Annotated in this window: 15 protein-coding genes; 11 read left to right on the forward strand and 4 right to left on the reverse strand. The window is 47.9% G+C overall.

The window, feature by feature from the left end:
• Positions 1 to 136 precede the first annotated feature (136 nt).
• A complete protein-coding gene (locus V8F51_RS06460) occupies positions 137 to 1,693 on the forward strand; it encodes an ABC-F family ATP-binding cassette domain-containing protein (protein WP_337099297.1) in 1,557 nt (518 codons plus the stop codon).
• Positions 1,694 to 1,751: 58 nt separating this feature from the next.
• On the opposite strand, the gene V8F51_RS06465 is transcribed toward V8F51_RS06460, so the two are convergent.
• Positions 1,752 to 2,534, reverse strand: coding sequence for a CAP domain-containing protein (locus tag V8F51_RS06465; RefSeq protein WP_337099299.1), 783 nt, complete (start codon positions 2,532 to 2,534; stop codon positions 1,752 to 1,754).
• A gap of 250 nt (positions 2,535 to 2,784) precedes the next feature.
• Between V8F51_RS06465 and V8F51_RS06470 the strand changes: the two genes are divergently transcribed.
• The 5 genes from V8F51_RS06470 (at position 2,785) to V8F51_RS06490 (ending at position 8,381) form a co-directional block, all read left to right on the forward strand.
• Entirely contained in the window at positions 2,785 to 3,564 is a 780-nt protein-coding gene (locus V8F51_RS06470) for a phytoene/squalene synthase family protein (RefSeq protein ID WP_337099300.1), read from the forward strand.
• A 156-nt stretch (positions 3,565 to 3,720) separates the two neighbouring features.
• Positions 3,721 to 4,839: an ABC transporter permease gene (locus tag V8F51_RS06475; protein ID WP_337099302.1), complete on the forward strand. Its 1,119-nt coding sequence runs from the start codon at positions 3,721 to 3,723 to the stop codon at positions 4,837 to 4,839.
• A complete protein-coding gene (locus V8F51_RS06480; RefSeq protein ID WP_337099303.1) occupies positions 4,839 to 5,516 on the forward strand; it encodes an ABC transporter ATP-binding protein in 678 nt (225 codons plus the stop codon). The genes V8F51_RS06475 and V8F51_RS06480 overlap by 1 nt, the downstream gene beginning before the upstream one ends.
• Before the next feature lie 194 nt (positions 5,517 to 5,710).
• Entirely contained in the window at positions 5,711 to 7,204 is a 1,494-nt protein-coding gene (locus V8F51_RS06485; protein ID WP_337099304.1) for a DHA2 family efflux MFS transporter permease subunit, read from the forward strand.
• A gap of 181 nt (positions 7,205 to 7,385) precedes the next feature.
• Positions 7,386 to 8,381 carry a glycoside hydrolase family 113 gene (locus V8F51_RS06490; protein ID WP_337099305.1) on the forward strand — a complete coding sequence of 332 codons (996 nt, stop codon included), beginning with the start codon at positions 7,386 to 7,388 and terminating at the stop codon, positions 8,379 to 8,381.
• A gap of 63 nt (positions 8,382 to 8,444) precedes the next feature.
• Here the strand turns inward: V8F51_RS06490 and nagZ are convergent, their stop codons facing one another.
• Both nagZ and V8F51_RS06500 read right to left on the reverse strand, forming a co-directional pair.
• Positions 8,445 to 9,737, reverse strand: a complete 1,293-nt coding sequence (gene nagZ, locus V8F51_RS06495) for a beta-N-acetylhexosaminidase (protein ID WP_337099306.1) — start codon at positions 9,735 to 9,737, stop codon at positions 8,445 to 8,447.
• A gap of 139 nt (positions 9,738 to 9,876) precedes the next feature.
• The gene (locus V8F51_RS06500; protein WP_337099308.1) at positions 9,877 to 10,239 is read right to left on the reverse strand and encodes an IDEAL domain-containing protein; all 363 of its coding nucleotides are present in this window, start codon (positions 10,237 to 10,239) and stop codon (positions 9,877 to 9,879) included.
• A gap of 220 nt (positions 10,240 to 10,459) precedes the next feature.
• On the opposite strand from V8F51_RS06500, the gene V8F51_RS06505 reads away from it, so the two are divergent.
• The gene (locus V8F51_RS06505) at positions 10,460 to 11,581 is read left to right on the forward strand and encodes an NADH-dependent flavin oxidoreductase (RefSeq protein WP_337099309.1); all 1,122 of its coding nucleotides are present in this window, start codon (positions 10,460 to 10,462) and stop codon (positions 11,579 to 11,581) included.
• A gap of 91 nt (positions 11,582 to 11,672) precedes the next feature.
• Here the strand turns inward: V8F51_RS06505 and csaA are convergent, their stop codons facing one another.
• Entirely contained in the window at positions 11,673 to 12,002 is a 330-nt protein-coding gene (gene csaA, locus V8F51_RS06510; protein WP_337099379.1) for a chaperone CsaA, read from the reverse strand.
• A gap of 491 nt (positions 12,003 to 12,493) precedes the next feature.
• Between csaA and V8F51_RS06515 the strand changes: the two genes are divergently transcribed.
• From V8F51_RS06515 to V8F51_RS06530, 4 genes are all read left to right on the forward strand, one after another.
• On the forward strand, positions 12,494 to 12,979 hold the full coding sequence (locus tag V8F51_RS06515; protein WP_337099310.1) for a hypothetical protein: 486 nt from the start codon (positions 12,494 to 12,496) through the stop codon (positions 12,977 to 12,979).
• Positions 12,960 to 13,142, forward strand: a complete 183-nt coding sequence (locus V8F51_RS06520; RefSeq protein WP_337099311.1) for a hypothetical protein — start codon at positions 12,960 to 12,962, stop codon at positions 13,140 to 13,142. Before V8F51_RS06515 ends, V8F51_RS06520 begins: the two co-directional genes overlap by 20 nt.
• A gap of 347 nt (positions 13,143 to 13,489) precedes the next feature.
• Positions 13,490 to 14,149, forward strand: a complete 660-nt coding sequence (locus V8F51_RS06525; RefSeq protein WP_337099313.1) for a hypothetical protein — start codon at positions 13,490 to 13,492, stop codon at positions 14,147 to 14,149.
• 279 nt (positions 14,150 to 14,428) lie between these two features.
• The gene (locus tag V8F51_RS06530; protein WP_337099314.1) at positions 14,429 to 16,060 is read left to right on the forward strand and encodes an MDR family MFS transporter; all 1,632 of its coding nucleotides are present in this window, start codon (positions 14,429 to 14,431) and stop codon (positions 16,058 to 16,060) included.
• Positions 16,061 to 16,088 lie beyond the last annotated feature (28 nt).

Genomic DNA, 16,088 nt, shown 5'->3' on the forward strand with positions numbered 1-16,088 from the left:
TAGATATGGCTGTTTTTGTCGTCTGCTGGTGTTCGAACCTCGGCTTTGTCGGAAATTGTTCGATCTCCCATTGAGTTGTCTCCGTCCTCCGCTTATAATATAACGAGACTAATAATTGAAGAAAAGGTGTTAATTAATGAGCATATTAAATGTAGAGAAATTAAGCCACGGCTTCGGGGATCGTGCGATCTTCAATAACGTGTCGTTCCGCCTTCTTAAAGGCGAGCATATCGGACTGATCGGCGCCAACGGCGAAGGCAAGTCCACCTTCATGAACATTATAACAGGCAAGCTGCAACCGGATGACGGCAAGGTCGAGTGGTCCAAAAGGATGCGTGTCGGTTACCTTGACCAACATGCCGTGCTGAGCAAAGGCATGACGATGCGCGATGTATTGAAGGGCGCATTCCAATACTTGTTCGATATGGAGCAAGAGATGAACGACAGCTACGCACGCATGGGCGATGTAACGCCGGAAGAGCTTGAGCAATTGCTTGAGGATGTCGGCACGATTCAAGATGCGCTGACGAGTCAGGATTTCTATATGATCGATGCGAAGATCGACGAGACGGCTCGCGGTCTCGGACTTACAGATATCGGCCTCGATAAGGACGTCAACGATCTGAGCGGCGGGCAGCGTACGAAGGTACTGCTCGCTAAGCTGCTGCTTGAGAAGCCTGACGTGCTTCTGCTCGATGAGCCTACCAACTATTTGGACGAACAGCATATTGAGTGGCTGAAGCGTTATTTGCAAGAATATGAGAATGCCTTCATTCTAATCTCGCATGATATTCCGTTCCTGGACAGCGTTATTAACTTGATCTACCATATGGAGAATCAAGAGCTGAACCGCTACGTTGGCGACTACAGCCACTTCCAGCAAGTGCATGAAATGAAGAAGCAGCAGCTGGAATCGGCTTTTAAGCGTCAGCAGCAGGAGATTGCGGACTTGAAGGATTTCGTTGCGCGCAACAAAGCAAGCGTTGCAACACGCAACATGGCGATGTCGAGACAGAAGAAGCTCGACAAGATGGATGTCATCGAGCTTGCGGCCGAGAAGCCGAAGCCGCAATTCAACTTCAAAGACGCGAGAGCGTCAGGCAAGCTTATTTTCGAGGCGAAAGGTCTCGTTATCGGTTATGACAGCCCGCTCTCCAGGCCGCTTGATCTGCGGATGGAACGCGGACAGAAGATTGCGCTTGTCGGTGCTAACGGTATCGGTAAGACGACGCTTATGCGCAGTATCTTGGGTGAAATCCCCGCTCTTGAAGGAACGGTCGAACGTGGCGAGCACCAGTACATCGGCTACTTCGAGCAAGAGATGAAGGAAGCGAATTACAACACCTGTATTGAAGAGGTGTGGAAGGAGTTCCCATCCTTCTCGCAATTCGAGGTGCGCGCGGCGCTTGCCAAATGCGGACTAACGACTAAACATATTGAGAGCAAGATCGCAGTACTGAGCGGCGGCGAGAAAGCAAAGGTACGCCTATGCAAGCTCATTAACCGTGAAACGAATCTGCTCGTGCTCGATGAGCCTACGAACCATTTGGACGTGGATGCGAAGGAAGAACTGAAACGAGCGCTTAAAGCCTTCAAAGGCAGCATTCTGCTTATTTCCCACGAACCTGAATTTTATCGGGATGTTGTGACGGAAACTTGGAATTGCGAGTCTTGGACAACGAAAGTATTCTAATTCTAATGAATAAGGAAAGCCTGCCTGACTATTGCAGTCAGGCAGGCTTTTGCATATTTTAGCCGATAAATTCTTGCACCCATTCGCCTTTGTAATAAGCGACGCCGATCTTCGTGAAGCTCGACTTAAGAATGTTCGCTCGGTGGCCCGGGCTGTTCATCCAGTCGTTCATGACTTGCTGCGGGGTAGGCTGGCCTTTGGCAATATTTTCGCCTGCATATTGATAAGTGATGCCGAATTGGCGCATCATATCGAATGGCGACCCGTATGTTGGCGAGTTATGGTCGAAGTAATTGTTGTCGAACATATCCTTTGCTTTGACCATCGCCATATTGGCAAGCTTCGCATCCATGCTCAGCGCACCAAGCCCAGCGCTCTGACGCTGCGCATTAACAAGCTTCAGCACTTCCTGCTCGAAATCGCCCGTACCTTGGCTAGTGCCCGTATTCGGGTTCGTATTTGGAGCATTCGTTACGGTTGGCGCAGGTGAATTGGAAGGATTTTGTACATAATTGCCATTGCCGTAGTTGTAATTGCCATCATTCGCAGTTCCGCCCGGATAGCCGATCTGTATTCTTCCCATCAGCCAGTCAGGCAAATTAAGCGATCTTGTTCTCATCGTATGGTCCGGCTGTCCATGCGGATACGTAAGTGACGAAGAATAAGTGCCATTCTGCGAGTTGATCTTCATATTTCTGTCGGTATGAGGGATAACTGTCCGCGTATTGGCATAATTATTGATCCGCATATGCTCGCCAGTCGATTGTTTTTCAACCGTATTAGGCGTGGAGGAACAAGCAGTAACAAGCAACAACGCAGCCAGCGCAACGTATTTCTTCATGAAATTCGATCAGCTCCTCGGCAAAGTATGATGTCGTGCGGGTTCGGCATTATGGTTGCCCGTTCACGCTTCCGCTATCCCGACATTCCGAGTCAAACGATGCCAATTCGCCATTCTTTGATGACAATGGAGTATATAATTTCAGAATGACGTTGAAACTAGAATGAAATATGCTATCATAAAAGTAAGTGATTAATCAAGCAAAAAGAAAAGCTGCTTTGTGGAAGGAGTAGTAACCCTGAACGCCGCAATGAAGATGTTGAAAAAGACAAGTCGTACTTTTTTTATTCCCATTAACCGTTTGAAAGCAGGCTTGAAAGAAGCTGTTAGCTCTGCTTATTTGTGTATGAGAGCGATCGATGAGATTGAGGACCACGAGACTCTCCCTGATGATCTAAAGGTGGAGCTGCTGTTAGCGATCCACGAGGCGTTTCAATCCGAGGATGTTGTCAAGAAGACGCAGGAAGTGCTTGCTCCGCACAGCAAAGTGCTGCCTGAAGTAACAATGATGCTTCATGATTGGGCGTTGTTATGCCCTCCAACGGTTGCGCCGGTTGTGTATCGCTATATTTCGAAAATGTCCAAGCAGATGGCCGATTGGGTGCATACGAGCTGGAATATCGATACGGAAGAGGATCTTGACCGTTATACGTACAGCGTTGCCGGCATGGTTGGCGAGATGCTCTCCGAAATCTGGTTATGGTTCGACGGTACGAAGAGCGACTTTGCAAAAGCGGTTGCGTTCGGCAGAGGTTTGCAGGCGGTTAACATTTTGCGTAATCGCAAGGAAGACTTGGAACGTGGGGTAGACTTTTTCCCTAATGGCTGGGGCTCTGAAGAAATGATTACGTACACTCGCCGCAATCTGAAGCTTGCCGATGCTTACATCGTGGAGTTGAAGGGCGGACCGGCACTCGATTTTTGCAAAATACCGCTCACTTTAGCTCATGCAACAGTTAATCTCATTGCCTCAGGCGGCAACAAGCTAACGAGAGATACGGTTTTGAAGCTCGTGAACAGTATTACTTAGTGGAACCGCGTGAACCGATTAAAGTCTAATCTCACTTCGATAGAGTGATGGTTAGATTTTTTTTTATGCTTATTTGTAATCGTTTGTCATCTGTTATTCACACTCCGTTCATGTTGCGTTCCTAAACTTGGAGCTATTCGGAGGGAGGAGAAAGCCATGTATCTAGCTCTTAGAGAAATGCGTCACGCGAAGACGAGATATGCTTTAATCATTACGATTATGCTGCTCGTTTCTTTCCTGGTGCTGTTCGTAACGGGGCTTGCGCGAGGGTTGGCCTATGCGAACGGTTCGGCTATCGAGAATATGGAAGCTGATTATATGATCCTGCAGGATGATGCCGATCATCGATTGATGCGATCAGAACTCAGTGCTGAGCAGCTGGGGGCTGCCGAAGCGGTATTGGGGAAGGAACACGTGTCAGCCTTTAACTTGAAAATGACAACATTGTCGCAAGAAAACGGGCAAGGAAAAGCGGACGTCGCTTTAATAGCTATTGATCCCGATAGCTGGATCTCACCTGCCGTCACCCAAGGCAAAACGTTGACGGGGGATATTGAAGGGGCGATTGTCGTCGATCGCAAGCTAGCGAAAGAGGGTTATACGATTGGTAAGGTTGTTGTGGATCATGCAAGCGGTACAAGCTGGACAATAAGCGGTTATGTCGACGATCAGTCGTTCAGCCATACACCGGCCGTGTTTCTGAATCCGCTGGAATGGAGCAAGATGCAGGCTAAGATGACACTCGGGAGTGATGTTCGTACCGACATTGGGCAATACAACGCTTTTGCCGTACTAGCATCGGAGAATGAAGCTGACCAGTTACGTACAAAGGTAGAGGGAGTCGAAGTGATCTCGAAGAGCGAAGCCGTGTCGGCAATTCCGGGTTATAAGGAAGAACAGGGCTCTTTAATGATGATGATCGTATTTTTGTTCGTTATTTCGGCTTTTGTACTGGCGGTATTCTTCTATGTCGTCACGATTCAGAAATCTGGCCAATTCGGCGTATTGAAGGCGATTGGAACGAAAACGGCATATCTTGTAGCTGGTGTCGTCGGACAAGTGCTGATGCTTTCGGTAGGCAGCTTGACGGTTAGTTTGCTTCTTATATGGGCAGCTGAAGCTGTTCTTCCTAACTCGCTGCCTTTTCAGCTGGAGAGCGGCACATTGGCCCTCGTGTGCAGTTCATTTGTCGCCATGTCGCTAGCGGGTTCATTGCTGTCGGTGTATCAGGTTGCTAAGACAGACGCTTTAGAAGCTATCGGGAGGACGACATAATGGCCATTAAGCTGCAAATGGATGATGTAAGCCGAATGTTTCAAGACGGTGGTACAACGCTTACCGTACTGAGCAAGCTGTCGCTCCAAGTGAAGGAAAATGAATTGATTGCGGTAATGGGACCTTCGGGTTCCGGAAAAAGCACGTTTCTGTCTATCGCCGGAGCGTTGCTTACGCCAACGAGCGGGGAAATATTCATTGGCGGCGAAGCGGTCTCGGGTTTGAACGCGAAGCAGCTTGCCGAATTAAGGCTCCGTAAGATCGGCTTCGTCTTTCAAAGCGCCAACCTCATCCCCTACTTGAAGGTTGAAGAGCAATTGCTGCTGATTGCCAAGTTGGCTGGCCTAAGGAAAGAGGAAGCGCGCATACGTGCCAAGTCACTGCTAGAGCGGCTGGGACTGTCGCATAGAAGCCGGTTCTATCCAAGCCGTCTGTCAGGGGGGGAAAAGCAACGAGTCGCTATCGCAAGAGCGCTAATGAACAAGCCGGACGTGCTGTTCGCCGATGAGCCGACGGCGAGTCTCGATGCTGAGCGCGGAGCAGCTGTCGTCAAGATGCTGGCGGAAGAGGTGCGGGCCGAAGGCCGCGCTGCAGTAATGGTAACCCATGATGAACGCGTTTTGTCTTATTGCGATCGTGTGCTTTATTTAGAGAAAGGGGCTCTGCGTGAAGCTTAGCCGAATGTAAAGCCATATAGCAGAAGCTGCCTGGGAAAAAGAATCCTGGGCAGTTTCTTTTTTTTTTGGAAAGAAAGAAAAAGACGGGTTTCCATTAAAATTACTTTACAACTAAAGTATTTTGGAGTAGCATACATTTTATCGTTATAAAGAACGAAAAGTCATTATAGAGAAAAAGGTGTGAAGAGAACAATATGAAACAGAACGATCTTAACCATGTACGATTCTGGCCGGTAATGCTTGCGATCTTTATCGGATCCTTTCTGTGCGTGCTTGCATCTGCAAGTATTAACCTTGCATTGGAGCCGCTCAAGGATCATTTCCATACGACCTTAGGCTCGGTGCAGTGGACGTTAACCGGCTTCATGCTTGCAATGGGCACGACAGCGCCTATCGCCGGCTACTTAGGGGAGAAGCTGAGCTATAGACGCTTATACTTGTATTCCTTAATTGGCTTCACGCTTGCGTCCGTATTGTGTGCGGCAGCTTGGAGCGAGGGATCGCTAATCGCGTTCCGCGTTATGCAAGGCGCGTTCAGCGGCTTGATCATTCCGGCTACGATGTCTATTATTTATCAAATTATTCCGAAGGAAAGACAAGCGATGGCAGTAGCCTTCTGGGGCTTATCCGCGATGCTCGCGCCAGCCTTCGGACCAACGATCAGCGGTTGGGTGCTAGAGAACTTCAATTGGCATTGGCTATTCCTGATGAACATTCCAATTGGACTTATCGCGATCGGTTTTGTATACGCCTATATCCCTTATTACCGTATGAATGTGCCAAAGGCGTTCGACGGTATCGGATTCATTACCGTTATTATTAGCAGTTCATCCTTGCTGTTAGCGTTAGGACAAGGACATGGCTGGGGATGGAGCTCGGTCAAGGTAATTGGCTTGTTCGTAGTTGGCGCTATTTCATTGATCTTGTTCATTTGGCGTGAATTGACTGCGGAGACGCCGCTTCTGAATTTGCGCGTGTTCGCGAACAGACGTTTTACACTGAATGCAATTATTGCGAACATTATTACAATCAGCCTGTACTCGGGTACTCTACTTACCCCAATATTCCTGCAACGCATTCAGCATGTATCGGCCATGGATACGGGTATGATTCTTCTGCCGGCTTCGCTGGCTATGGCGCTGTTAATGCCCGTTGTCGGCAAGCTGTACGGCATTATCGGTCCGCGCTGGCTGATGTCGATCGGCATCGCGCTTTTGTCGGTCGGTACGCTTGCGCTTAGCTGGCTTAGCGTGGATGTATCCCATTCCTACGTCATCTGGTGGATGGTCGTTCGAAATCTCGGCATCGCTTTCGTCGTAATGCCGTCAAGCAACGCGGCGATGGAGCAGATTCCGGCGGAGCTGTCCGGACACGCATCGGCGATCACGAACTGGACCCGGAACGTATTCGGTTCGTTCGCGATTGCGATCTTCACAACGATGCTAACGTCAAGGTCGGTAAGCCATGCTACGGTTTTCGTGAAGGCAGGCGACACGGATCCGCTGCATATTGAAATGATGTCGTTCACGATGAGCGTGAATGACGTGTATGTAGTGGCAACGATTATTGCCATCGTTGCTTTACCGCTAAGCTTGTTCGTCGGCAAGTTGAATGGTGCAACACCAGTGGACAAAGCAAAGGCCAAGTCTGCTGATGGTCAAATGACCGCGAAGGTCGCATCGAAATAATGAAGCAAGTGGAAGAAGCAAACTGCTACGCGCAGTTTGCTTCTTTTTGTATTCTTATGCTCAGTGATCGATCACGCATAATTCCATATTTAGTCCGCATTGTTCCATTTACTGACGTTGCTCTGCGGATTAGTATGAGAGGGATTGCACATGCCACATGCAGCATAAGGAGGAGCTATCGATGACAACTGCACCTGCACCTTTCTTCAAAGGGATGACTTATGGATGGGGCTCAAAGCGCGGAGAGTATCGCCAGCCATACGCCATCGATTCTATGCGCAAGCTGAGAGAGACAGGAAGCGAGTGGATTGCCTTATCGTTCTGGACATATCAGGACACGATACATGCTACTCAAATTTATTTTGATTACGGCTATACGGTGACCGATAGAGACATTGAGTTTGCGGTGAAGCAAGCGAAGAGTCTTGGGCTTCGGGTATGTCTGAAGCCGGTCGTCAATTCGCGTGACGGTATATGGCGTGCGCATATTGGCTTCCCGAACGATAACGATGCTGCACCGTACTGGGAGAAATGGTTCGAATCGTATTCGAATTTCTTGTGCCATTATGCGGAGCTGGCTGAAGAGCAGGAATGCGAAATGTTATGTATCGGATGCGAGATGGTGAAGACGGAATCGCGCTCTGCAGAGTGGCGCACCCTTATTGCCAAGCTCCGCACCATCTATAGCGGACCGATTATTTATAACGCGAATCACGGCAAGGAGGAGGGCGTTGATTGGTTCGATGCGGTAGACTATATCGGTACCAGCGCATATTATCCGGTTGGCGTGAAGCCGGGAGACAGTGTGCAGTCGATGATAGCCAATTGGGAACAGTATAAGCCGCGGCTTGCCGCCTTGTCGGCGAGATTCAATAAGCCAGTCGTATTCATGGAGATTGGCTGTCGAAGCGCGCTTGGCTGCGCAACGATGCCGTGGGACTTCACTCATAAGGAGCTTCCGGCAAGCGAAAGCGAGCAGGCTAACTTCTATCAATCTACGTTACAAGTGTTTTGGGACGAGCCGTGGTTCGCCGGATTTTTCTGGTGGGACTGGAGCGCGAAGCTGTATGCCGCTGAGGATGCTGCTTCAAACCAGGGGTTCGGTATATACGGGAAACAAGCAGAGCATATATTAAAAGACTATTATGCAAAAACCGTTGTGAAGGAACTATTGTAATAAGGGCATAATAGAGGGGCGTTCGAAGGTGAACGCCCCTTTTGTTATGTTGCGCGGATCGGTTTATTTCTTGTTTAAGCTCAGAGCATCGTTGAATCGCTCGTTAATCATATCCAAGTCGATATTGCTTATTGGGCCATCGTTATCGCTTAGCGCATACTTGGCCTTCAGCTCCAATATCCGATGGACATGCTCATCGATCTTTTCTTTGCTTAGTTCGCCTGAATCAGCGCTTGCCTTAAGCGCATTATACACTTTGTTCTGCATTCCGTTGTCATGCCCGACTAATACGATATCTGTGCCAGCTTGGATGGAACGAACGGCCGCTTCACCAATATCATGATGATTGATAATACCGCCCATCGTCATATCATCAGTCATAACGACACCATCGTATCCAAGCTCGTCCCGGAGCAAACCAGTGATGATCTCTTTGGACAGGGATGCAGGATTGGTATCATCTATGGACGGAATGAGCAGATGCGCAACCATAACCGCGTCGGCATCTTGAGCGATCGCCTCCTTGAAGGGAAGCAGTTCAAACTGTTCCAGCTCGGATAAGCTCTTGCCGACTACAGGGAGTTCTAGATGAGAGTCGACCGATGTATCTCCATGCCCGGGAAAATGCTTCACGACCGCCGCGATATGATTCGACCGCAATCCTTCCATCGTGCCGATACCATGACGAATGACCGAGTCAGCATTCGAGCCGAAGGACCGGCTGCCGATAACGGGATTGTTCGGGTTGCTGTTAATATCGAGAACGGGGGCGAAATCCATATTGAAGCCAAGCGATTTTAGCGCTAGACCTATAGCCTGGCTAACTGCCCCAGTATAGCTGTCGTTATCCGCTGCACCGATGGACTTCGCGGTAGGGATGCCCACAAAGGATTTCGGCAGGCGATTCACTTTGCCGCCTTCCTGATCGACGCTCAGCCACAACGGGATGTTGTTCGATTCGTTCTCGGACTTAAGCGCATTTAGCAGGGAGACGATCTGGTCAGCGCTGCTCATATTGTCTTTGAACAAAATAAAACCGCCAATCTTATTTTCCTTAATCATCTTAATGGCTTCCTTATCGGCTTTCGTACCTTCTAGTCCGACAATGATCATTTGACCGATCTTCTCATTAAGGGTCATGTCATCAATCTGTTCCTGTATAGGATCGATAACTGGTTTTGCTGTTTCGTCAGGCGGCTGATCGGTCTGAGCGGCGGCTGTAGCGGTTGGTTCGGTAGATTGGATAGGTGGGGTTTCGTTTGGCACATTCGTATTGTTGGCCTGGTTCGAGCCGCAGCCCGCAACGATCAAGCAAATCATAAGCAGTGCAAGAAGATGGTATGACTTTCTGTGCATCATGCATCCCTCCATTATTGAATGGCTGTACCTATTATTGTAATCAATGTTGCCGAGCGATACAAATCGTCTGCATGCATACGAAAAAAATGGCAAACAAAAAGACAAGCCGGCATTTAAGCCGGCTTGCCTCTCACTCTTATATAAACGACGTTAGTCGGGAATGCTTAGCATTGTTCTTGTTGCGGCTATCGTAGTTGTCAAGCAGCTTCACGGCCTGCAGCTGATCAGTCAGCTCCATGAACCAAACTTCATCTCTAGTCGCCAAAGCAAGATCGATCATGCTTAACAATTGCTGTGCATTCATTGGTGCGTCTTCGGGAATTTTTTTGATCCAATGCTCGCGAACGGCGGTAGGTTTGCCTACTGAATCTTCATTGTCCGACTTAATAACTTGCACGGTGACGATTCCTTCAAGAGCATCGATATGCTCGATAAATCCTTGAATTAATTCTCCGTTGCTCGTTTTTCCTTGTACCCAATCGCTCGTTTCAAATCTCATCTTTTCCACCGCCCCTATTCAAATGTGTGTAACTGTAATCAATGTTGTTACTGTAATAATATAATATACAGTTAAAACTGTCAAGCGTGTAATTGCTTATTTTTTCAAGTGAGATATAATGCTTGACAGTCTAACTGTATCATAATATAGTACAGTATACAAAATAGTTACAGTTTGAGCTGAAGCTATCTATGAAGTATATACAATGAGGAGTGTTGAAATGAAGGAACAATACAAACCACTATTCGAAAGCTTTACATTCAAAAGCGGTGTTCAGATAAAAAATAAAATCGTAATGGCTCCAATGACAAATTACTCTTCCCATGAGGACGGAACGGTATCTGAGGATGAGCTTCATTATTATGAACGCAGAGCGGGCGGCGTGGGGATGGTTGTAACAGCCTGCATCTACGTATCTCCGAATGGCAAAGGCTTCTCCGGTCAATTCGCCGGCGATCGTGATGAGATGATTCCAAGCATGAGCCGCGTAGCGGCTTCCATTAAGGAAAAGGGAGCTAAAGCTGTGCTTCAAATTTATCATGGAGGCAGATTGTGCCCGGCAGCATTAGTGCCTGGTGGCGATGTCGTCAGCGCAAGCGCCGTTGCTTCCGAACAAAATGACGGCATTGTACCAAGAGCATTAACGGAGTCAGAGATCGAGTCAATTGTGCTCGATTTCGGCGCAACGACAAGAAGGGCTATTGAAGCTGGGTTCGACGGCGTGGAGATACATGGCGCTAACGGGTATTTGCTGCAGCAGTTTTTCTCCGAGCAATCAAATACGAGGGATGACCGCTATGGCGGCGATATCGACAGACGCCTCGTCTTCCCGTTAGCGGTTGTTGATGAAGTGAAACGAGTTGCAGCGCAGCATGCGAAGGAGCCGTTCCTCGTTGGCTATCGGTTCTCCCCTGAGGAAGCGACGACTCCGGGCATTACGATGGAGCATACATTTAGGCTTGTGGATGAATTGGCAAGGAAGGAGCTTGATTACCTGCATATATCACTTATGGAGGCGGATTCTCTGCCAAAACGCGGAGCTGAGCCCATCAAATCTCGTCTGGAGTGGATTCAAGAGCGCGTAGGCCATCTCGTACCGATTATCGGGGTAGGCTCGATTCGCACGCCTGACGAAGCGCTTCGTACGCTTGATGTTGTTCCGCTGGTCGCGATTGGGAGAGAGCTCATAATGGAGCCTGATTGGGTGGAGAAAGTAGAGAGCGGGCAAGAGGAGCAGATTAGAACGAAGCTGTCGAGAAGCGGGCAAGCGGATCTGACCGTGCCAACCCCGTTATGGGAGATGATCGTAAGACCGACGAACTGGTTCCCGGTTGGCGATTAATCAATAACGGCTAGCAACAGCGGCTGCCTAGGTGATGCTATAGCATCACCTAGGCAACCGCTGTTGTTTTTATTTACGGGTACTTTGCGGATTAAGCAATGGGAGTGCCATTGTTCACAAGCTGATCTAGCCGTAGAAGAACAACGTCGCCATCCTCCGGCGTACCGCCAAGGACAAGCACTTCCGACTTGAAGCCTGCAATCCGCCTCGGCGGAAAACTAACGACGGCTGCTACTTGCCTTCCGATAAGCTGCTCCGGCTCGTAACGATGCGTAATCTGTGCCGATGTCCATTTAACGCCAAGCTCGCCAAAGTCGATCTCCAGCTTGATAGCCGGCTTGCGCGCCTTGGGAAACGGCTCTGCCTTCAGTACCGTGCCGATTCGAATATCAAGCTTCATCAAATCCTCTATTGTTGCCAGCGTATTTGCCTCCAATCGTTTCACACTCCCATTTTACACGAAGATCTCCTTGCATCCTAAGTAAAGAACGATTAATAATCGAACGTTCCTTATCCGTTAGCAAGTTTGACGCTTAGTTGTTTGTTTGCATGGCTAACGGACATACAGGACACTAATGGCCATTATTCGGCCGCTGCTACTTCGTTACGGACACCACAGACCCTAACTCCTCCAATCGAAGCGATTTCGCTGCCAAACACAGCTGTTAGAGTCTTATGTGTCCGCAAGACCAGCTAAAATCGTCAATCAAGTCTATAAGGACCTCTACTGTCCGTTAGCAGGAGCAGATTTTCGTATGCTAATTGGTCGGTCGTAGCAAAAACAGGTTCTATTCGGCGCTCAAACCGCTATAACTAAATAACATGGAGTAAAGCAGCGGCAAATGAAGGCAAGCGTGGCGACGTTGTTTTGGGGAAAGGAGAGGAGGAGTTGTTCTGGAGGACATTCGGAATTTGAACGATTTCCTTGCCGTGTTCGGGCTTCCTATCGCGATGAGTCTTATCGGGGGATTAATCGGACATTTTGTTAAAAATGGGATAGTCGAACTGCCGAAGTTCGTCATAGAATATGACGAGGAAGGGGCTAACTTCTCCAGCAGCAAGCTGATCCGGTGGGTTCAGCGGCCGCTTCGTTTTCTCTTTTTTATGATTGGATACCGCAATGGCGGCAGCGCCAAAAAAAATATATTTTTTGACCTCGGCTTCCTTGGTGACCTGCTTATAGCCATCGGCACGGGCATCGTGGCGAAAAGTACGCTGGCCATGGCCAACACGGACAATATATATGCTGTTGTCAGCAGCTCCCTGCTTGCCGGCTATGCGGGATTGTCTTACTTGAAGGCGAAGCAAAGCAAGGAGATCGCGGATACGGTAATCGAACAATTGGAAGTGGATCATAAGGGAAAGGAGGAGGGCGCGCGTGGCGAGAGCAACAGCTAAAGTAACGCCAGACGAGATGAAGCAGCTTAAGATGCTGGCCGAAATTGTGAAGAACCCTCAACTTCCAATGTCCGACAGAAGAATAGCGAAATCGCAATACGAGACGATTATCAAAAATGCCAAGGGTTTGAAACGCGGTATCATATCCTCATTTTCTATTTAATAGCTATGTAAATCTAAAGCCGCCCTGGTGGGGCGGTTTTTTGTATGTTTTTTTTTGATACACAGAGCTATGTTGGATTCTGGCAGTAACTTCTGCAGTTTGGGTCATATTGGGAAGCTATATTGGACAATTGCAGTAACTTTTCCCTCCATAGCTCTGAATTAGCTCGCATTGATCAAAGTTATTGCTAATATTCAACATAGCCCTCCAATCCTGATTTTATCAAACGAAGTTAGTGCAGCAATCCAATATAGCTCATCCAGCTAGCTCGTAAAAACCAATATACAAAGGTATAAAAAGGAAATAAAATGAATGAAAGGGAATATGGAAGTTGGAGGCAGCGACCGATGAAGCTTTTAAAGAGTATCAAGTTGGAAAATATAAACATCAAGTGCAAGCCGAGGATTGTTGGAGTAGATGCGCATTGGGATCGATTAACCGATTTTAATTATCATTTCAGCTCCTCTAAGGTTTATGGTGTTGTAAGTAAACCGGGAAACGGAGCTTGGGCTCTTTCATATTTGTTAGCGGGACGGGTGAAACAAGATTCGGGATATGTCTTTGCCAATAAAGGCAGCATGTTGATCCAGGCACAGCTTAAGCAGAGCAGTTGTTATGTCGGAGACATCATTTATAGACGAAATAGGTTTGGCATGAAATATTACCCGACTGTGCGACAATTGCTCGAAGAAGATCCGAAAATGAAGGAGGAAGCTATTCGGAGCGTCGTGGAGGAGCTGGAGCTATCGACTTCCAGAATGGACCGTCCGCTTCACCAGATAAGCAATGAAAGATGGAATGCAACGGTTGCTATTGGCCTTGCGCAAGGTAAAAGCATATTTTGTTTTCCTTATTTGAACAATGATTGGAAAGAGCAATTAAGTGTCCGTTTAGAAACATGCGGGAAGGTTTTGAGAAGAAACCAGTCCATTATGATCATACCTTCTGACAGTGATTCATTCATTTCAGATGTAATGGATGAAATGATTGTTTTAGAAGATCAATAATATGAGCCGTATTCAATTAGAAGACGCATGGGAGAGATAGCCAGCCTGTTAAATGTAAAATAATTTAGAGATCATTCGGACAATTTGTCTTGGATGATCTCTTTCTTTGTGTTCAACAAAGAGCAACGCTCGTTCAAAAAACTTTCGAAATATGCCAGTTGTCTTAGTACTAAAATTGTTGTAAGATACATAGATAGGTAGGTAACCTAACTATTTAGTGGTAGTAATTTTACTGCTAAAGGGTAATATTAAATTATAAAAGCAAGGAGAGTAAACTTCATGGAGCAATTATCACAGAAGAAAAAAATTACGATCATGATTGCGCTAATGGCCGCGATGTTCTTCGCCGCTATTAACCAAACGATCGTTAGTACGGCGATGCCTCGCATTATTGCGATGCTTGGCGGTATTGAGCACTACTCTTGGGTTATCACGATTTACATGCTTACCTCTACGATCGCAACCGTTCTGGTCGGCAAGCTATCCGATATTTATGGTCGAAAACCGTTTCTGTTATTCGGTATCGTCATCTTTATGATCGGTGCATTTTTATCAGGAACGTCTACATCGATATTCCAAATGATTACTTACCGCGGTATTCAAGGTCTTGGCGGCGGTATTCTAATGTCCGCAACCGTAACCGCAGTCGGCGACTTATTCGCACCGCGCGAACGTGCAAAATGGACCGGAATCATGATGGCAATCTTCGGCTTCTCCAGCGTTATTGGCCCGACTCTAGGCGGTTTCATGGTCGACCATATGGACTGGGAATGGATCTTCTGGATATTCCTTCCGCTTGGTTTAGTCGCTTTCGTCATGATTATGAGAATGTTCCCTAAGACGGTGCGCAAAACAACCGAACCGATCGATTATTGGGGCTCGCTCTTCTTGACTCTAATGATCGTTGCCTTGCTGCTTGGCTTCTCATGGGCAGGAACGAAATACGATTGGGGCTCGTTCGAAATTATCGGCTTAATGTCGTTGGCAGCTGTATTTCTCGTTATTCTGCTGCTTATTGAGCGTAAAGCGAAAAGCCCAGTCCTTCCGCTTGGAATGTTCAAGAACAGTATCGTAACCGTTTCGAACGTCATCGGCTTCCTGATGAATGCAGGGATGATGGGCGCTATGATGTACCTGCCGTTCTTCACCCAGGGCGTTCTCGGATATTCGCCGACCACTTCTGGCTTTATCAATATGCCGATGTCGGTTGCGATGATCGTGCTTAGTACATTGTCTGGCCGCTGGATTTCCAAATCCGGCAAATACAAACGTTTTGCAATCGCGGGTATGCCATTCATGGTAGTTGGCATGCTGCTGATGGCGTTCATGACGAACGTATGGATGGCCGTCGGAGCAATGGTCGTCTTCGGTATCGGCCTTGGCATCTCGATGCCGGTCTTCACGCTGACCGTTCAGAACGCGGTGGAACCCAGCCAGCTCGGGGTTGCTACAGGTACGGCTACGCTGTTCCGTAACATGGGCGGCACGATCGGTATCGCAGTGCTCGGCACAGTTATGAACTCGACTATGGCAGGCAAGTTGAAGGATGCGCTTGCTGCGGGCGAAGGTCCGGATCTGTCCAAAGTTGATCCTGAAGTGGCGAAAGAAATGGGAAGTTTCATGAACCCGCAATTGCTGCTTAATCAGCCGAAGCTGAAGGAGCTGCAACAATCGCTTCCGACAGAGGTTCACGAACTGTTCAATCAGACGATTGATTTTATTCGTAATGTTCTTAGCGATTCGCTAACCGTCGTCTTTTTATTCGGGATGTCACTGCTTATCGTTGCACTCGTTGCGGTGTTCTTCTTGAAGGAGATCCCTCTTCGTACATCGAATAACACGAAGGCCGCAACAGCGCCAACCGACGACAAAGTCAAAGATTTAACAAAAAAAGAGCCAGCCATTCAATAACTTGAATAGCTGACTCACGAGGGGGGAT

Origin of the sequence: Paenibacillus sp. YIM B09110, assembly GCF_037167145.1 — a bacterium.
Taxonomy (GTDB): Bacteria; Bacillota; Bacilli; order Paenibacillales; family Paenibacillaceae; genus Pristimantibacillus.

Coding starts and splice junctions, on each gene's coding strand:
- V8F51_RS06460 (WP_337099297.1), top strand. CDS start 137: ATGAGCATATTAAATGTAGAGAAATTAAGCCACGGCTTCGGGGATCGT.
- V8F51_RS06465 (WP_337099299.1), bottom strand. CDS start 2,534: ATGAAGAAATACGTTGCGCTGGCTGCGTTGTTGCTTGTTACTGCTTGT.
- V8F51_RS06470 (WP_337099300.1), top strand. CDS start 2,785: ATGAAGATGTTGAAAAAGACAAGTCGTACTTTTTTTATTCCCATTAAC.
- V8F51_RS06475 (WP_337099302.1), top strand. CDS start 3,721: ATGTATCTAGCTCTTAGAGAAATGCGTCACGCGAAGACGAGATATGCT.
- V8F51_RS06480 (WP_337099303.1), top strand. CDS start 4,839: ATGGCCATTAAGCTGCAAATGGATGATGTAAGCCGAATGTTTCAAGAC.
- V8F51_RS06485 (WP_337099304.1), top strand. CDS start 5,711: ATGAAACAGAACGATCTTAACCATGTACGATTCTGGCCGGTAATGCTT.
- V8F51_RS06490 (WP_337099305.1), top strand. CDS start 7,386: ATGACAACTGCACCTGCACCTTTCTTCAAAGGGATGACTTATGGATGG.
- nagZ (WP_337099306.1), bottom strand. CDS start 9,737: ATGCACAGAAAGTCATACCATCTTCTTGCACTGCTTATGATTTGCTTG.
- V8F51_RS06500 (WP_337099308.1), bottom strand. CDS start 10,239: ATGAGATTTGAAACGAGCGATTGGGTACAAGGAAAAACGAGCAACGGA.
- V8F51_RS06505 (WP_337099309.1), top strand. CDS start 10,460: ATGAAGGAACAATACAAACCACTATTCGAAAGCTTTACATTCAAAAGC.
- V8F51_RS06525 (WP_337099313.1), top strand. CDS start 13,490: ATGAAGCTTTTAAAGAGTATCAAGTTGGAAAATATAAACATCAAGTGC.
- V8F51_RS06530 (WP_337099314.1), top strand. CDS start 14,429: ATGGAGCAATTATCACAGAAGAAAAAAATTACGATCATGATTGCGCTA.